Origin of the sequence: Hymenobacter siberiensis, assembly GCF_018967865.2 — a bacterium.
GTDB lineage: Bacteria > Bacteroidota > Bacteroidia > Cytophagales > Hymenobacteraceae > Hymenobacter > Hymenobacter siberiensis.
The window spans coordinates 1480321-1496389 of sequence record NZ_JAHLZY020000001.1; the positions used below are offsets into that span (position 1 = coordinate 1480321).

General features: G+C 61.0%; 14 protein-coding genes, 1 tRNA gene and 1 pseudogene. 9 read left to right on the plus strand and 7 right to left on the minus strand.

Annotated features, from left to right (window positions below):
* Positions 1–69 precede the first annotated feature (69 nt).
* The 5 genes from KQ659_RS06605 to KQ659_RS06625 all read left to right on the plus strand — a co-directional run bounded on the left by KQ659_RS06605 (position 70) and on the right by KQ659_RS06625 (position 7124).
* Complete coding sequence (locus tag KQ659_RS06605) at positions 70–3720, plus strand: PAS domain S-box protein (RefSeq protein WP_216689566.1); 3651 nt, start codon at positions 70–72, stop codon at positions 3718–3720.
* Positions 3721–3777: 57 nt separating this feature from the next.
* Positions 3778–4164 (plus strand): response regulator, encoded by a 387-nt coding sequence (locus KQ659_RS06610; RefSeq protein WP_216689564.1) that lies wholly within the window; start codon positions 3778–3780, stop codon positions 4162–4164.
* A 119-nt stretch (positions 4165–4283) separates the two neighbouring features.
* The gene (locus tag KQ659_RS06615; RefSeq protein ID WP_216689562.1) at positions 4284–5051 is read left to right on the plus strand and encodes an MBL fold metallo-hydrolase; all 768 of its coding nucleotides are present in this window, start codon (positions 4284–4286) and stop codon (positions 5049–5051) included.
* Between the two features lie 91 nt (positions 5052–5142).
* Positions 5143–5502: a cupin domain-containing protein gene (locus KQ659_RS06620; RefSeq protein WP_216689560.1), complete on the plus strand. Its 360-nt coding sequence runs from the start codon at positions 5143–5145 to the stop codon at positions 5500–5502.
* Between the two features lie 8 nt (positions 5503–5510).
* Positions 5511–7124 carry an NFACT RNA binding domain-containing protein gene (locus KQ659_RS06625; protein ID WP_216689558.1) on the plus strand — a complete coding sequence of 538 codons (1614 nt, stop codon included), beginning with the start codon at positions 5511–5513 and terminating at the stop codon, positions 7122–7124.
* A 111-nt stretch (positions 7125–7235) separates the two neighbouring features.
* Here KQ659_RS06625 and KQ659_RS06630 read toward each other — a convergent pair.
* A tRNA-Leu gene (locus KQ659_RS06630) sits at positions 7236–7317 on the minus strand.
* Positions 7318–7560: 243 nt separating this feature from the next.
* Between KQ659_RS06630 and KQ659_RS06635 the strand changes: the two are divergent.
* A pseudogene (locus KQ659_RS06635) lies at positions 7561–7992 on the plus strand (low affinity iron permease family protein).
* Positions 7993–8077: 85 nt separating this feature from the next.
* On the opposite strand, the gene KQ659_RS06640 reads toward KQ659_RS06635, so the two are convergent.
* Positions 8078–8776 (minus strand): Dps family protein, encoded by a 699-nt coding sequence (locus tag KQ659_RS06640; RefSeq protein ID WP_216689556.1) that lies wholly within the window; start codon positions 8774–8776, stop codon positions 8078–8080.
* A gap of 118 nt (positions 8777–8894) precedes the next feature.
* Between KQ659_RS06640 and KQ659_RS06645 the strand changes: the two genes are divergently transcribed.
* Complete coding sequence (locus KQ659_RS06645; protein ID WP_216689553.1) at positions 8895–9623, plus strand: VIT1/CCC1 transporter family protein; 729 nt, start codon at positions 8895–8897, stop codon at positions 9621–9623.
* Between the two features lie 61 nt (positions 9624–9684).
* Complete coding sequence (locus KQ659_RS06650) at positions 9685–10515, plus strand: polyphosphate kinase 2 family protein (RefSeq protein WP_216689552.1); 831 nt, start codon at positions 9685–9687, stop codon at positions 10513–10515.
* Positions 10516–10613: 98 nt separating this feature from the next.
* On the opposite strand, the gene KQ659_RS06655 is transcribed toward KQ659_RS06650, so the two are convergent.
* From KQ659_RS06655 to KQ659_RS06670, 4 genes are all read right to left on the minus strand, one after another.
* The gene (locus KQ659_RS06655) at positions 10614–12404 is read right to left on the minus strand and encodes an ABC transporter ATP-binding protein (protein ID WP_216689551.1); all 1791 of its coding nucleotides are present in this window, start codon (positions 12402–12404) and stop codon (positions 10614–10616) included.
* Positions 12405–12580: 176 nt separating this feature from the next.
* Positions 12581–12955 (minus strand): DoxX family protein, encoded by a 375-nt coding sequence (locus KQ659_RS06660; protein ID WP_216689550.1) that lies wholly within the window; start codon positions 12953–12955, stop codon positions 12581–12583.
* Positions 12956–13363: 408 nt separating this feature from the next.
* Entirely contained in the window at positions 13364–13921 is a 558-nt protein-coding gene (locus KQ659_RS06665; protein WP_262905480.1) for an IS630 family transposase, read from the minus strand.
* A 2-nt stretch (positions 13922–13923) separates the two neighbouring features.
* Positions 13924–14313: a COG3415 family protein gene (locus KQ659_RS06670; protein ID WP_216688105.1), complete on the minus strand. Its 390-nt coding sequence runs from the start codon at positions 14311–14313 to the stop codon at positions 13924–13926.
* 250 nt (positions 14314–14563) lie between these two features.
* Between KQ659_RS06670 and KQ659_RS06675 the strand changes: the two genes are divergently transcribed.
* Positions 14564–14926: a hypothetical protein gene (locus KQ659_RS06675; protein WP_216689548.1), complete on the plus strand. Its 363-nt coding sequence runs from the start codon at positions 14564–14566 to the stop codon at positions 14924–14926.
* Positions 14927–15018: 92 nt separating this feature from the next.
* On the opposite strand, the gene KQ659_RS06680 is transcribed toward KQ659_RS06675, so the two are convergent.
* Positions 15019–16032 (minus strand): chemotaxis protein CheB, encoded by a 1014-nt coding sequence (locus KQ659_RS06680; protein WP_216689547.1) that lies wholly within the window; start codon positions 16030–16032, stop codon positions 15019–15021.
* Positions 16033–16069 lie beyond the last annotated feature (37 nt).

Consider the following 16069-nt stretch of genomic DNA (forward strand, 5'->3'; position numbering starts at 1 on the left):
TTTACACCGCCGCCTCGCAGCGCGGTGGCTATCTTAGCCGGAAATATCAACCGGTAGTACGTGTCATTTATGGCTTCTTTTTCGGCTACTTCCACTACCCGCCCCGTGGCACCGCCCCTGGCGGCGCTGCTCGACCAGCTTGGCCAGATGTACCTGCTGGCCGATTTGAAGGGCACTATCATCGACGTAAATGAGGCCCTGCTGGCCCTCACGGGCTATACCCGCGATAAGGTGCTGGGGCAGCTCTACCACCAGCTGTTTTCCCCGCCGGCCGAGCGCGAGTCGCGGCGCCGCGAATTTTTAGAATGTATTGATAATCAGGTTTTAGATGCTAAGTACGAGCGGTCGGTACTGACGCGCACGGGCCAACTGCGCTACCTGACCTGGCAGGTCGGCTTCACGCACGATGCCGCCGGGCGCATTACCGGCATGTGGCTGGCCGGGCACGAAGTTGCCAGCCACAGCGTGGTGAGCCCGGCCCTGGCCGGCGACAGCACGCACCTGCAGGACTTCCTCGATAATGCCCAGGACCTGGTGCAGCACCTCGGGGCCGACAACGGCTTCCTGTTTGTGAACAAGGCCTGGAAGGAAAAGCTGGGCTACACCGATGCCGAGCTGGCCACCCGCACCCTGGCCGACGTGGTGCACCCCTACTACAAGGCCAAGCTGCTCTACCAGCTCCGCAACCTCTACGACGGCGAGCCGGTGAACAAGGTGGAAACCGTGTTTCTGACCAGTCAGGGCAAGCCCGTGCACCTCATTGGGAGCATGAACGTGGTGCGCGAGGAAGGCCAGCCGGTGAGCAGCCGCGCCATTCTGCACGACATTACCGACCGCATCAAGGCCGAGCGCCTGCAAAAAGTCTACTACAGCATTGCCAACCTGGCCATTTCGGCCAAGGACTTGCCCAGCCTCTACGGGGCCATTCACCGCGAGCTGAGCAAGATTATCGAAACCAGCAACCTGTTCATCGCCCTCTGCGACGATGCCCGCACGCAGCTGCAGTTCGTGTACCACGTCGACCAGCACCCGCAGGCCCGGGCGCAGGGCACGCGGCCGTTTTCGGCGGGTGTGTCGGAGTACATCATTGCCGGCGGGCAGCCGCGCTACCTCACCCACACCGACTACCAGCAGTTGGTGCGCAGCGGGGTTGTCACGGCCTTCGGGCAGGCCCCGGAGGTAATGCTGGCCTCACCGCTGAGCATCGGCGACCGCATTATCGGGGTGCTGGCCGTGCAGGACTACAGCCGCGCCGATGCCTACACGCCCGGCGACCTCGACGTGCTCCATTTTATCTCCAACCAGGTGGCGCTGGCCATTGAGCGCAAGCGCAACGAGGAGCAGATTGGCAAGCAAACGGCCCGGCTGAATGCCATTTTTGAGAGTGGCTCGCACGTGATGTGGACGGTGGATACCCGCGCCAACCTCATGAACTTCAACCGCAACTACGCGGCCCTGTTCCTGCGGCGCAACGGTATTTACCCGGTGCGCGGCCTCAACCTGTGGAAGTCCGACCTGGAGAATATGCCCGCCAATGAGCGCGACACCTTCGTGGCGCACTACGACGCGGCCGCCAATGGCCAGGCCCAGCGCTTTGAGATGCGCCTGCGCGATGCCCGCGGCTACGACGTGTGGACCGATATCTACCTGAACCCGATTTACCTGGGCGACGGCTCGTTTGAGGAAATTTCGGCCATTGCCCACGACATCACCGAGCAGAAGCGCGCCCAGCTGGCCCTGGAAGGGCAGGAGGAGAAGTTCCGCTCCATCTTCGAGTCGTTTCAGGACATCTACTACCGCACCGACGAAGAGGGCCTGCTCACCATTGTCAGCCCCTCGGTGCGCGACGTGCTGGGCTACGAGCCCGAAGAAGTGCTGGGCAAAGCCGTGGGAGACTTTTACGTGGACCCTTCCGACCGGCTCCGGGGCAACGAGGAGGTGGAGCGCAGCGGCGGCCTGCGCAACTTCGAAACCCAGCTTCGGCACAAGGACGGCTACCCGGTGAGCATGCTCGTGAATGCGCGCATTGTGAGCGAGGGTCTGGTGGGCACCCAGGGCATTGCCCGTGACGTAACCGAAATTAAGCAGATGCAGGACGACCTGCGCCACGCCAAAGACGAGGCTGAAGCCGCCCTGGAGGCCAAAACCCAGTTCCTGGCCAACATGAGCCACGAGCTGCGCACGCCCATGAACGGCATTATCGGCATGATTGACCTGCTCGACCAGACGGTGGAAACCGACGAGCAGGTTGACTACGTGGACACGCTGCGTAAGAGCTCCGACGCGTTGCTCACCATCCTCAACGATATCCTGGACTTGTCAAAAATCCAGGCCGGCAAGCTCCAGATTCACGAAATGCCCATCGAGCTGCAGGCCGTGATGGAGCGCATCCGCGCCCTGTTCATCTACCGGGCCGAGCAGAAGCACATCCGCTTCACCTACTATATCACGCCGCACACCCCGCGCTACGTGATAACCGACGAGGTGCGCCTGCTCCAAATCCTGTCCAACCTGGTGGCCAACGCCATCAAATTCACCAACGAGGGCACCGTGGCCATCGTGGTGAGCAGCGTGAGCACCGACGGCGAGCTGCATACCCTGCGCTTTGCGGTGCAGGATTCGGGCATCGGTATTTCGAGCGACAATGCCAGCCTGCTCTTCACCAACTTCACCCAGCTCGACACCACGCCCAGCAAGGCCTACGGCGGCACGGGCCTGGGCCTGAGCATCAGCCGGCAGCTGGCCGAGCTGCTGGGCGGCGAAATCGGGGTGCTGTCGGACGAGGGCGAGGGCAGCGTGTTCTGGTTCACCATCAGCGCCCGCGAGGCCCACCACGTCGACCCGCCCACCATAGCCCCGGTGCGCGAGGCCGCGTTCCAGCCCTTTGAGGCCGCCCCGCAGGTGCTGCTCGTTGACGATAACGCCATCAACCAGAAGGTGGGCCAGCGCCTGCTCACCAAGCTGGGCTGCGACGTGACCATTGCCGGCAGCGGCCCCGAGGCCATTGGGCTGGTCAGCACGCCGGGCATCGGCTACAACATCATTTTCATGGACATTCAGATGCCGGACATGGATGGAGTAGCCGCCACCGCCGAAATCCGGCGCTTGCTGGGGGCCGCCTGCCCGCCCGTGGTAGCCATGACGGCCTACTCGATGCAGGAAGACGCCGGCCGCTTCATGAGCCAGGGCCTCGACGACTACGTGGGCAAGCCCGTGAAAAGCCGCCACCTCTACGAAGTACTGCACCGCTGGCTGCGGCCGCGGGCCACGCCCGCCCTGCTGCCGGCAGTGGCCGCCCCCCAGAACAATGGTACCGCCCCCGCTCCGCTACCCGCGCCAGTCGCGGCCAAGCCCCAGGAGCCTACGCTCGACACCACTATTCTGCACCAGCTGATAGAGCTGGGCGGGGCCGAATTTGCGTCCGACCTCTACCAGGAGTTTGAGCAGGAAGCCGGCGATTTGCTGCGCGACGCCGCGCTCCTGGTGGCCGAAGCCAACTTCCGCGAGCTTCTGCCCATGCTGCACCAGCTCAAGGGCACGGCCTCTACCCTCGGCGGGGTGGCCCTGGCCGCGCAGGCCCGGCACCTTGAGCATCAGTTCAAAGAGGAGCGTCTGGACGAAGGTGCCGTGGGGTTTCAACTTTTGGAACATTACTTTGCGCAGCTCGTTGCCGAATATCCCGGCGCAGTCGAGCGCGCTGCTAACCCTTCTGCCGCCTGAGCGCGGTAAATCTCTTATCTGCTCTACCCTATGAACCCAACCCAAAACCCTTCGAAAATGTCCGCCGAACCCGCATCCAAAACCATTCTAATTGCTGAGGACAGCTCGGTAATTCTCAATCTCACCCGCAAAATTCTGGAATTGCAGAAGTATAAAATCGTGCTGGCTAAAAACGGCGGCGAAGTACTGAAGCAGCTGGAAAGCAACCAGGTGGATTGTGTGCTGATGGACATCAACATTCCGGTGAAGGACGGCATGCAGTGCACCCGCGAAATTCGCGCCCACGCCGACCCCAAAATTAACAAGCTGCCCATCATCGCCATCACCGGCAACGCCAACAACTACTCGATGGACCAGTTCCGCGAGGCCGGCGTGACCGACTACCTGCCCAAGCCGCTCGATTTCGACGCCCTGGTGCGCGTGGTGAAGCAGTACGTGGGCTAAGGGAGTTAAGAGTTATGAGTTAAAAGTTAGGAGTTGGCAACGGAGATTCCGGTTGATGACCACTCAGGATTGACCACCCAAACTCATAACTCTTTACTCATAACTCTTAACTCAACTTAATGACCGTAACATTCTTAGGTACGGGTACGTCCTCCGGCGTGCCAATGATTGGCTGCACCTGCGAAGTGTGCCGCTCGCTCGACCACCGCGACCAGCGCCTGCGCGTGTCCGTGCACTTGGAAGTGGACGGCCGCAGCTTCGTGGTCGATTCCGGCCCCGATTTCCGCCAGCAGATGCTGCGCGCCCGCATCATGCACCTCGACGCCCTGCTCTTCACCCACGAGCATAAAGACCACACCGCCGGCCTCGACGACATCCGGGCCTTCAACTTCCGGCAGAAAACCGATATGCCGGTTTTTGCCGAGCCCCGCGTGCTCCAGCAGCTCCGGCAGGAGTTTGCCTACATTTTTGCCGAGCACAAGTACCCCGGCGTGCCCCGCGTGGTGCTGCACCCCATCGAGCGCGACGACGTGCCGTTCGACGTGCTGGGTGTGCCCGTACTGCCGCTGCGGGCCATGCACCACCGTCTGCCGGTGCTGGGCTTCCGCATCGGCGGCTTCTGCTACCTGACGGATGCCAACCACCTCGGCCCCGAAACCCGTGCCCAGCTCCGCGATGCCGACGTCATCGTTCTCAACGCCCTGCGCCGCGAGGAGCACATCTCGCACTTCACCCTGGCCCAGGCCGTGGCCGTGCTCGAAGAGGCCGCGCCCAAACGCGCCTACCTCACCCACATTAGCCACCAGCTGGGCCTACACCGCGAGGTAGAAGCCGAACTGCCGCCCTGGATTCGGCTGGCGTATGATGGGTTGAAAGTGGCGGTGTGAAATAACCGCTATGCTTGCACTTGGTAGGTAATTACGGCGAGCCGTCTGGTAATCATAGCCCTATTTGTCTCCAACTTATACTCAGCTTGCGATGAAAGTTATTAATCTTGAAGAGAAATTTGGTCAATTTAGCGACCATTGGCACCCGCGTGTAGTGGCCGATTTGAACGGGCAGCAGGTGAAGCTGGCCAAGGTGCAGGGTGAATTCATCTGGCACAGCCATGAAGCCGAGGATGAGTTGTTTTATGTAGTGAAAGGGCAGCTGCACATCGAGTTCCGAGACCATACAGCCACCATCAATACCGGCGAAATGCTGATTGTGCCGCGTGGCATTGAACACCGGCCCCATGCCAGTGAGGAAACCTGGATAATGCTCATGGAGCCCCAGGCTACCCGGCATACCGGGGCCGTCGAGCACGACCTGACGCGCCACGACCAGCCCCGGATTTAAGCGGCCCCGTGCACACCAACTACTATTTTCTGCGCCAACTGGCCCCCGCCCTCACCGAGCGGCTGCGGGGCTACCGCGTGGCCGTATGCTTCACCCAGGAAAAAGACGAGCTGGTAATCGGCCTTACCAACGGCACGGCCGAGTTCTGGCTAAAGGCGCAGCTGGGGGCTAATTTCCCCGCCCTGGCCCTGCCCGAAACCTTCCAGCGCGCCCGCGCCAATTCCGTCGATTTGTTCCCGGATATGCTGGGCGAGCAGGTCGAAACCGTGGCCGCCTGGCCCCAGGACCGGGTGGTGCAACTCAATTTCCGCAGCGGGGGCCGGCTCGTGTTCAAGCTCTACGGCCCGCGCCCGAACGCCATTTTCCGCGCTGCGCCCGATAGCAAGGCCCAGCTTTTCCACCAAAAGCTGCTGGCCGATGCCGACCTGCGCCCGCAGGCCCAAACTACGCCGCCCCCATCCGAAACCCCAAATTCATCCGAATCGGCGCAATCCGACAAACCCGTTAAATCTGCGGTCCAGAAACTTCCGCCGCCGCTGGCCGACCTGCCCCTGCGCTACCTGCGCGAAAACGGCTATGACTTGGCTTCGCCCGAAACCAAAACCCGGCAAGTAAACCAGGTGCTGGCTCAGCTCGAAAAGCCCGCCCATTACTACCTCATTCAGCTCGACGGCCGCACGCGCCTCAGCCTGCTGCCGCTAGGGGAGGTGCTGGAAACCTTTGCCGGTACCGACCCCGTGGCCGCCCTGCGCCGCTTCGTGCCCATGGCCCTGGGCCGCCGCGCCCTCGAAACGGAAACCAAACAGCTGCGCCAGCTGCTGGAGCGCCGCGCCGCCGAAGCCGATACCGCCGCCGCCCATGCCCGCCAGCGCCTCTACGCTCTGGCCCACGAAGCTGGCTATCGCCACACCGCCGACCTAATAATGGCCAACCTGCACGCCATTCCGGCCGGAGCCACGCAGATTGAGGTGATTGACTTTTACACTAACCTGCCCCGGCTCATCAAGCTTAAGCGCACCGAGAAGCCCCAGTTTACCGCCGAAAACCTCTACCGTAAGGGTAAAAACCAGCAAATTGAAGAGCGCCAGCTCACCGAGCGCATTGCCCGCCGCGAGGCCGAAGCCCTCTCGGCCCTGGAGCGCCTCGAAGACATGGACACCCAGCCGGCCCTGGCCGAGCTGCGCGGCCTGCGTACCTGGCGCAAGCAGCACGGCCTCGACCCCACGCCCACGGCCGCCAAAGCGGCCACGGAGCTGCCCTTCAAGGTGTTTGAGGACCGGGGCTTCACCATTCTGGTGGGCCGCAACGCCGCGAACAACGACCTGCTCACCCAGAAATACGCCCACAAGGATGACCTCTGGCTGCACGCCAAGGACGTAACGGGCTCGCACGTCGTTATCCGGCACCGGGCGGGGCAGCCCGTGCCCGAGCCCGTGGTGGAGCACGCCGCTATGCTGGCCGGCTGGTACTCGCGCCGCCAGCACGACACGCTGTGCCCGGTCACGGTCACGCCCAAGAAATTTGTGCGCAAGCCCAAAGGCGCATTGCCCGGCCAGGTGGTAGTTGAGCGTGAGCGGGTGGTGCTGGTGAAGCCCGGCAACCCGTTTGAGCAGCAGCAGTAGTGCGAAGCAGTGCTTCGCAGCCGTGAAACAGCAACTGGGGCGCGAAGCACCGCTTCGCACTATAGCAAAGAGCCCGCTGCAATTGCTTGCAGCGGGCTCTTCTTGTTTGCGTGCGCGCGGGGAGATTCGAACTCCCACACCCGAAGGCACCACCCCCTCAAGATGGCGTGTCTACCAGTTTCACCACGTGCGCAAATAGAGCAACTAAACCGGGTATTCAGCCGAGGCCGGCGTCGCTGAGGTAGCTTAGCGGGTGCAAAGATAGGAGGTGAAATCGGCTCCTACAACCTTCTGCCACGCTTTTTCATCAAAGGCCCATCGTTCAGTCGTTTACCTTGTGGTTCCGCAGAAGAAGGCCGTAAGCTTTCTCAATCTTACCGTTCATTTGGCCATGAATTCCGCCGCTAAATCGACTTCCAACTCCTTTTTTGGCCGCATGGCCGAAGGTATTACCAAGTTTTCGGGTTCCACGGCTGCTTTTATTGGGGCGTCGGCCATTATTGTCATCTGGGGTGTGACGGGGCCGCTGTTTCATTATTCCGAAACCTGGTAGCTGGTCATCAACACGGGCACCACCATCATCACGTTTCTGATGGTGTTTCTCATTCAGCGGGCGCAGAACAAGGATTCGCTGGTGCTGCACCTTAAGCTGAACGAGCTGATTGCGGCTACGCAGGGGGCCAGCAACCGCCTTATCAACGCGCAGGATTTTTCGGAGGAAGAAATCAAGCTTTTCCACAACTTCTACTGCGCCCTTGCCGAGTTGGCCAAAAAGGACAGCGACCTCGGCAAAACCCATTCGGTAGAAGAGGCCGAAGACAACGAAAATGATAAGCTGGAGGCGCGGGTCGAAGAAAATGTCAACTAGCCATCAACTCTCACTCAGATTGCAGGACAAAAAAGGGCTGCCGCAGATTCTGCGGCAGCCCTTTTTTGTCCTGCAGCCGGGAAGGTTACTCGGCTCGGGTGAGCGGCGACTCTACTACGTGCTCCGACACGAACCACACTTGCAGCTCGTTGGTACGCATGAGGTCGCTTACGATGAGGTCGTTGGTGCCGTCGTCGCCGGACTCATCGGCCCGCTTGGCGTATTCGTGGCAGTTTTTGAGGATGGACTGGTGGGCACTCAACAGGCGCGAAACCTGAATGGGCGCCTCCTCACGGTCGCGCGGGATGCGGGGCAGGCTGGTGAGCTCGGCCACGTCGTGGGCCATGGCCACGGCCACACCGCCCAGAATCTGGATGCGCTCGGCAATGGTGTCGACTAGACCGGCCTGCTCTTCGTAGTGCTTATCGTAGAGCAGGTGCAGCTGGTAGAACGTGGGGCCCACTACCTGCCAATGGTGCTTTTTGTACATATCGCGCAGCGTGATGGTATCGGCCAGCAGCTGGTTGAGCATGGTTACACTATCGTAGCGCGTGGCCTCTTCGAGGCCGATGGGCAGGCGCTGGCTCACGGTGCCGAAGCGCTGGGTGGGCGCAGGGGCATGGTTTTGCTGGTTGAGAATGGGCTGAATATCGACAGCGGCGTTGGAGCCGGCCCCTTTGCCGGCGTTACCGGCGTTTTTGGCGGGGGCTTTTTTGGCAGCCGGGGCGGCAGCTTTTTGGGGTGCGGCGGTTTTGGGCGCAGCGGTTTTGGCAGGAGCAGCCATAATGATAAAAACGAGTGAGGTGAGGGCAGCAACCGAAACATTTCGGCAGCGAAAATTCTATGTTCTTCGTACGTAAAGCACCCGGCCGGGTTCAGGCCACATTCTTAAATTTTCCTTTATGACCGAACCAATAAAGACGACGACCCAGCTGCCCCACGACGTGCATCCCGAGCACCACCTTACCAGCTCGGCCATGTTGCAGGACGTGGTCATTGGGTTGTCCGACGGCCTGACGGTGCCCTTTGCGCTGGCCGCAGGGCTGAGTGGGGCCGTGTCGTCCTCCAGCCTGGTTATCACGGCGGGGCTGGCCGAAATAGTGGCGGGTAGCATTGCCATGGGCTTGGGTGGCTACCTAGCCGGCCGCACCGAAGTAGAGCACTACGCCTCGGAGCTGGGCCGCGAGCACCGCGAGGTGCAGGAAGTGCCGGACAAGGAGCGCGTCGAAGTAGACGAGCTGCTGGCCGATATGGGCCTTTCGGCCGAAACCCGCCGCCAGGCTGTGGCCGAGCTCACCGCCGACCCCGAGCAGTGGGTGAAGTTCATGATGAAGTACGAGCTGGGCCTGGAGGAGCCCGACCCCCGGCAGGCTCCCAAAAGTGCCGTCACCATCAGCCTGGCCTACGCGGTGGGCGGGCTGATTCCGCTTAGCGCCTACTTCATGACCGACACGCCCCAGCAGGGGCTGGCGTGGTCGGCGGCCATCACGCTGGTGTGCCTGTTCGTATTTGGCTATTTCAAGAGCCGCATGACCGGGCAGCCGCCCGTGGCCGGAGCCGTGAAAATGGCTGTGGTGGGTGCGCTGGCGGCAGCGGCGGCCTTTGGCATTGCGCGGGCCGTGGGCGGCTAGCCCGCCGCCCACGGCTTTCGCGTAGGTATTCCTTTCAATCCTTATTTTCAGCAAGCGGCTCATGAAAGTTAACTATCCCGAAACGCCTGCCGTGCAGGTCAGGCATAAGTCCTTCAAACTGGCCGATGTTGACCCGGATTCCGAGAAGCCGTTCAAGCATCGCCTCACCAACCAGGAGGAGGCCCACCCGTTTATGGATGCCCTGCGCCACCGGCTCTGCGAGCTGCAGGAGCTGCTGTATGCCGAGCACCGGCACAGCATTCTGCTGGTGTTTCAGGCGATGGATACGGGCGGCAAGGATGGCCTTATCGAGAACCTGCTCACGGGCGTGAACCCGGCCGGGGTGCAGGTGGCCAACTTCAAAGCGCCCTCCACCGATGAGCTTAACCACGATTTCCTTTGGCGCATTCATGCCCAAACGCCCAAGCGGGGCCGCATTGGGGTGTTCAACCGCTCACATTACGAGGACGTGCTCATCACCCGCGTCCATGGCCTGATTGACGACAAAACGGCCAGGCAGCGCTTCGAGGATATCAATAATTTTGAGCAATTGCTGACCCGCAACGGCACGCGCGTCCTCAAATTCTTCCTGCATATCTCCAAAGACGAGCAGGCCGAGCGCCTGCAGGCCCGCCTCGACGACCCCACCAAAAACTGGAAATTCGACCCCAACGACCTCAAAGATCGTGCCCTCTGGGACGACTACCAGCGCGTGTACGAAGACGCCCTGCGCCACTGCTCTACCGATGATGCCCCGTGGTTTGTGGTGCCCGCCAACCACAAGTGGGTGCGGGACCTGGCCATTGCCGAAATTGTGGTGGCCGTGCTGGAAGAAATGAATCCGAAGCCACCCAAGCCGAATTTCGATGTGGAAGCACAGGTGATTGTGTAAGTGCTGAATTTCAGTACTATCCCCAACTGGCCCAACTGGCACGAGTTACGCTGCGCTAAACTCGCGCCAGTTCCGGTAACTCGCGCCAGTTCCTTGCCTTACACGGCTACGGCGCTGGTTGCTTCTTCCTCCTTGCGCTCGCCGATTTGCTGGCGCCACATGGCGTAGTAGAGGCCCTTTTGGGCCAGCAGCTCGGCGTGGCCGCCCTGCTCGGCAATGTGGCCGCGCTCAAGTACAAAGATGCGGTCGGCGTGCAGGATGGTGCTGAGGCGGTGGGCAATGAGGATGGTCATGTGCTGGCGCGAGCCGGAGAGCTTGCGCACCGTTTTGCCGATTTCCTCTTCGGTGAGCGAATCGAGGGCCGACGTGGCTTCGTCGAACACCATGAGGGTGGGCTTGCGCAGCAGGGCGCGGGCAATGCTGAGGCGCTGCTTTTCGCCGCCGCTTACTTTCACGCCGCCCTCGCCAATCACGGTATCGAGGCCGAGCGGGGCGCGGGCCAGTAGCGTATCGGCGGCCGCCTGATGCAGGGCCATCAGGCATTCCTCGTCGGTAGCGTGGGGAGCCACGAAGCGCAGATTCTCGCGGATGGTGCCGGCAAAAAGCTGGGTGTCCTGCGTCACGAAGCCGATTTGCTCGCGCAGCTCATCGAGGTCGATTTCATCGCCGGGGATGCCATTGTACAGAATCTGGCCGGCCAGGGGCGGGTAGAGGCCCACCAGCAGCTTCACGAGCGTGGTTTTGCCCGAGCCCGACGGGCCCACGAAGGCAATGGTTTCGCCGAGCTTCACGCCGAAGGAAATATTGGTCAGCGCCTTGCCCTTGGCCGTGAGGTGCTGGAAGCTGACGTGGTCGAAGGCCAGGTTGTCGATGTGGGCTACCGACTTGGGCTGTGCCGGCTTCACGTCCTTGGGCGTGTCGAGAATCGTCTGGAAATTACCCAGCGAAATTTCGGTTTCGCGGTACACGCCAATGATGTTGCCCAGCTCCTGCAACGGCCCGAAGATGGAGAACGAGTAGATGAAGAACGAGAAAAACTGCCCCAGGCTGATGTGGCGCTGCACCAGCAGGTACAGCAGCAGCAGCACAATCACGTTGCGGAGCAGGTTTACGAAGGTGCCCTGCACGAAGCTCAGCGAGCGCAGGTAGCGCACCTTGCGCAGCTCCAGCTTCAGGATTTTATCGGTAGTGGCGTTCAGGCGCTCGGTTTCCTGCTGGGCCAGGCCCAGGCTCTTGATGAGCTCGATGTTGCGCAGGCTCTCGGTGGTAGAGCCGGCCAGGGCCGTGGTTTCGGCCACGATGGTCTTCTGAATAACTTTGATTTTCTTGCTTAGAAAAAAGCTCAGAATGCCCAGCAGCGGAATGGTGAGAAAGTAGCCTAGCGCAATGGGCCAGTACACCGTGATGGCGTACCACATCACGAAAATGATGCCCACCAGCGCCGTAAAAAGTACGTTCACGAAGCTCTGGATGAGCTTTTCTACGTCAATCCGCACTTTCTGGAGCTTGCCCAGGGTTTCGCCCGAGCGCTGGTCCTCAAACACTTGGTATGGCAGCTCCAGCGAGTGGCGCAGGCCGTCGGAATACATCTTGGCCCCCAGCCGCTGGGTGATGACGTTGACGTAATAATCCTGGAAGTTTTTGGCAATGCGCGACACCATGGCTGCGCCCAGCATGAGCCCGATATAGGGCAGCGCCTCGCGCAGGAATGGCCCAAATGGCACCAAGTGTATTGTACCCAAATCGCCACCCTTGGGGGAGAAGTGGTCAATGAGTTTGCGGAAGAAATACGGGTCGAGCAGCGAAAATACCTGGTTCACAGCGGCCAGCCCGAGGGCCAGCGCCAGCAGTGGCCAGTAGTTGCGCAGGTAGCTATAAAGGATTTTCATGAGAACACACAAGTGGCCCGGTCAGTGGCCCGGTTGGGCCGGCCGGAAGACAAGCAACCCGGCCGGCGCGGCAATGGTTTGGGATAACGCTCGGCCTGGGGGGCGGTTTGGTGGCTATGCAAAGAAAGGCTTGTTACTCCGGGTTGAGTGGGCCGCCGGCCTTTTCGGCACAGCGCTTAGGCTGCTGCCCGGGCTGCGGTGCGGCTGCGCAGCACCAGCACTACCACCAGCAGCACCAGCGTCACAATAGCGGGTATGCCATTGGCCAGCCCGCCGGGTATTTTGGTGGCGTGCATGAACACGGCCCCCAGCATGATGACGATGAGGCCCAGGGCCGCCGGGCGCACCGTGCGCGGCACCAGCAGCCCAATGCCGCCCAGCACCTCGGCCACACCAATGAAGCCGCCAAACCAGCCCGGCAACCCCAGGTTGCCAAACATGGCCATGGTTCCATCGAGGCCCATGAGTTTCTGGCTGCCGGCATAAATAAAGGAGGCGGCCAGCAGCGCCTGTAAAATCCAGGCAATGACGTTGCGAACAGATGGACTCATGAGTGAGGAAGGGAAAGGTGAAAAAAGGTGGTAAAGCGCGATGTGGTGGCCAGCTTGCCAGCTCCACTTTGTTTATGGTACGCTGATTTATTGCGATTTATATTTTGCCGGATGGTGTAGCAATGCATGTCTGCAGCTGCACCGTGTATCTGGTAAAGTTCAGCTACACGGCGCAAAGATGCGTCGCTACACCGATGATGGGCCCATCCAAACGGGAGGGACAGCAGGATGACGGCTGAACTGCCATCGTGTTTTAACAAAAAGAGAATTTCCGGAATTTTTGCGGCCGAATATTGTTTTAAAGCTAAATATATAATTAAATTTATTTTGTTACAATAAAGAGTGCCCCGAACCGTTCCCGTCCCCGGCTCGGGTCCGGTCAATTGAGACACTACAGCGGTTTCCAAATCACTGTACATGATATCCGCAATGGTCAAACCAGTTCTTGGCATCCTGTTCGGTTATCCAGTCGGCGGCGGTCCGGATGGCTTCCTCCAGCAAGTCGCGGGTGCGGGCTTTCGCGGTGCGCAACCAGGTCTTGAGTTTGCTAAAAGCGAGTTCAATGGGATTGAAATCCGGCGAATAGGGCGGCAGGTAGCGCAGCCGAGCCCCGTACTTTTTCACGATTTCGTCCAAGCCTTCCACCTTGTGTACCGACAGATTATCGAGCACTACTACGTCGCCCGGCCGCAGGTTGGGGCCGAGCACCTGGTCGAGGTAGGCGGCAAACACGTCGCCATTAACGGCCCCGTTAACGCTCAACAAGGCTCCGAGCCCGTCCGGGGTCAGGGCGGCGATGAGCGTCACGTTCGGGCCGCCGTGCAACGGCACGGCCTGGTCCAGGCGCTGGCCGGCCGGGGCCCGGCCGTAACGGCGGCAGTAGGTGAGGTTGGTGCTCGTCTCGTCCACGAACACGAAACGGCGCACATCTTCTTCCTGAATGGCTTCCAAAAATAAGCGGCGCATGGCTACGACGCGTTCGGTGTCACGCTCGGCGGCGTGGACGCTTTTTTTTTGCGCCCCCATCCCAGGCGCTCCACCGCCCGCCACGTACTCGTGCGGCTCAGGGCCGGACCGTCGGCGGCGAGCAGGGCCGTGGCCAGTTCGGCCAGGGTCGCGTCGGGCTGCGCCACCAGACAGGCCCGCAATAGGTCCTGGCCAGCCGGGTCCAGGCGCGGCAGTGGGCCGCCGTTCGCGGGCAGGGCCGCCAGCGAACCGCTCGTGCGCTGCCGGCGCAAAAGCTTGTCCACGAAGGAGATGGAGACGCTAAATTGCGCCGCCACCTGATAAATCCGGGCCTGCGGTGCGGCACATGCCGCCGCTACCCGTTCCCGCAAATCAATCGAATATGCTTTCATAACGCAAGGTGCATCAGATTCTGTACACTAAATTGGAAACCGCTCTAAGCAGCATAATCGGCGATACGATGAAAAATTTAATGGTAAAAGTTTAATTTAAGTACTTTTCATCATCATAATCCGTAGTTATCCATAAGGAATAGAATTATAACATTGGCGAAATTTGTATCAACATTGTGCGGATAACTACTGTATAGTGTTAGTTTAACTTGCTTATTTCTATTCGATTAATGGCTAAATTTTGTTTGCTATGCACGTTATCTATCATGAATTACTGCCGGAGAGCTACCTGCTCATTTTAGCCCCTGGCCGGCCCGGCCAGCCGGAATCGGTGCTGGCGCGCTGGCTGCGGCGGGCACGGCGCAGCGGCAAGACTTCGGTGTGGGTCGATTGCGGCATGCTGGATTCGCTGTCGACCGAAGCGGCGCGGCTGCTGTGGGACACGCATTTCCAGCTGCAGGAGCAGCACGCGCAGCTGGTGCTGGTGCACGTGCCCGAACGCGTGAAACGCGAGCTGCTGGAGCAGGAGCTTGGCCCCGCGTCCTGCATTGTGCCCACCCTGCTCGACGCGGCCCGGCAGGCCCACTGGCACGACTGGAGCATGGAGGCCTAAGCAATTATTCAAATTGGTAGTTGAGCAGACAGCCGGTAAAAGCCGGCCGCCCGCTTGTTTTGCTTAGCCCGCCGGCGGCCGCCTACGGGCCACTAGTCTTCGGGCGTGGCAATGGTGGTGGGGCCGTCATTGAGCAGGAATTCGCGCAGGCGGTTGATGTGCTTTTTGATTTCGTCCAGCCGCTCTTCCTGCTGCGCGGAGTAGGACCCGGTGCCGCGAGCCGCCATGCCGGTGAGCAGGTTTTTGCGTTCTTCCATCATGCGCAGGGCCACCCACAGGGTTTCTTCGAGGTGCTGCTGCGAATTGTGTAGCAGGCTGCCGGCGGTGAAAGCGTGACCGGTGTGGCAGCGGTAGCGCAGCACCTTGCCCTGGTTCACTTGCCAGAGGCTGCCGCCGCAGTCGGGGCAGGTGAGGGGCACTTGGTGCCCGATTTCAGCCACGGCGGTAATGTCGCCCACTACTCTTTCGGCAATGGTGGCCTCCTGTTTAAGGTCCTCGGGAATATCGGGCTGGCGCGGGGGAGCGGGGCTGTGGGTTATTTCTTCGAGCAGGGCCGCCATCTGGCCCAGGGGCACCACGTAGTCCACGTCCACATTGTGCAAAGCCGATTCGGGCATGCTGGGAAATTCGGCCTCGCTGGGGTCTTGCACAATGGCAATGCCGCCGCAGCGCTTAATGAATTCCAGGCCGGCCGTGCCGTCGTGCAGCATGCCGGTGAGCACGATGCCCACCGTGCGCGCCCCGTAGGCCACGGCTGCCGAGCGGAACAGGGCGTCGGCGGCGGGGCGGTAGTGGTTTTCACGCGGGCCTTTGGTCACCAGCAGGTGGGGCACGCTGCCGTCCTTGGCCAGTAGGTGGCGGTCGGGCGGGGCCAGGTAAATGGTGCCGGCGGCCAGGGTTTCGCCATCCGTGGGCAGGCGGCAGGGCAGGGTGGTGTGGCGGGCCAGGCGTTCGACGAGGTGCTGGCCGTTGGAATCGGGGGCAAAATGCTGCACCACCAGGATGGCGGCGGGCAGCGCGGCGGGCAGATGGGCCACAAATTGGACCAGTGCCGGCATGCCGCCGGCCGAAGTGCCAACTACAATAAGGTAAGCAGGCGCTGACATAAAGGAAAGAAGTGTGAGAGGTGGCATTTTCTACGGG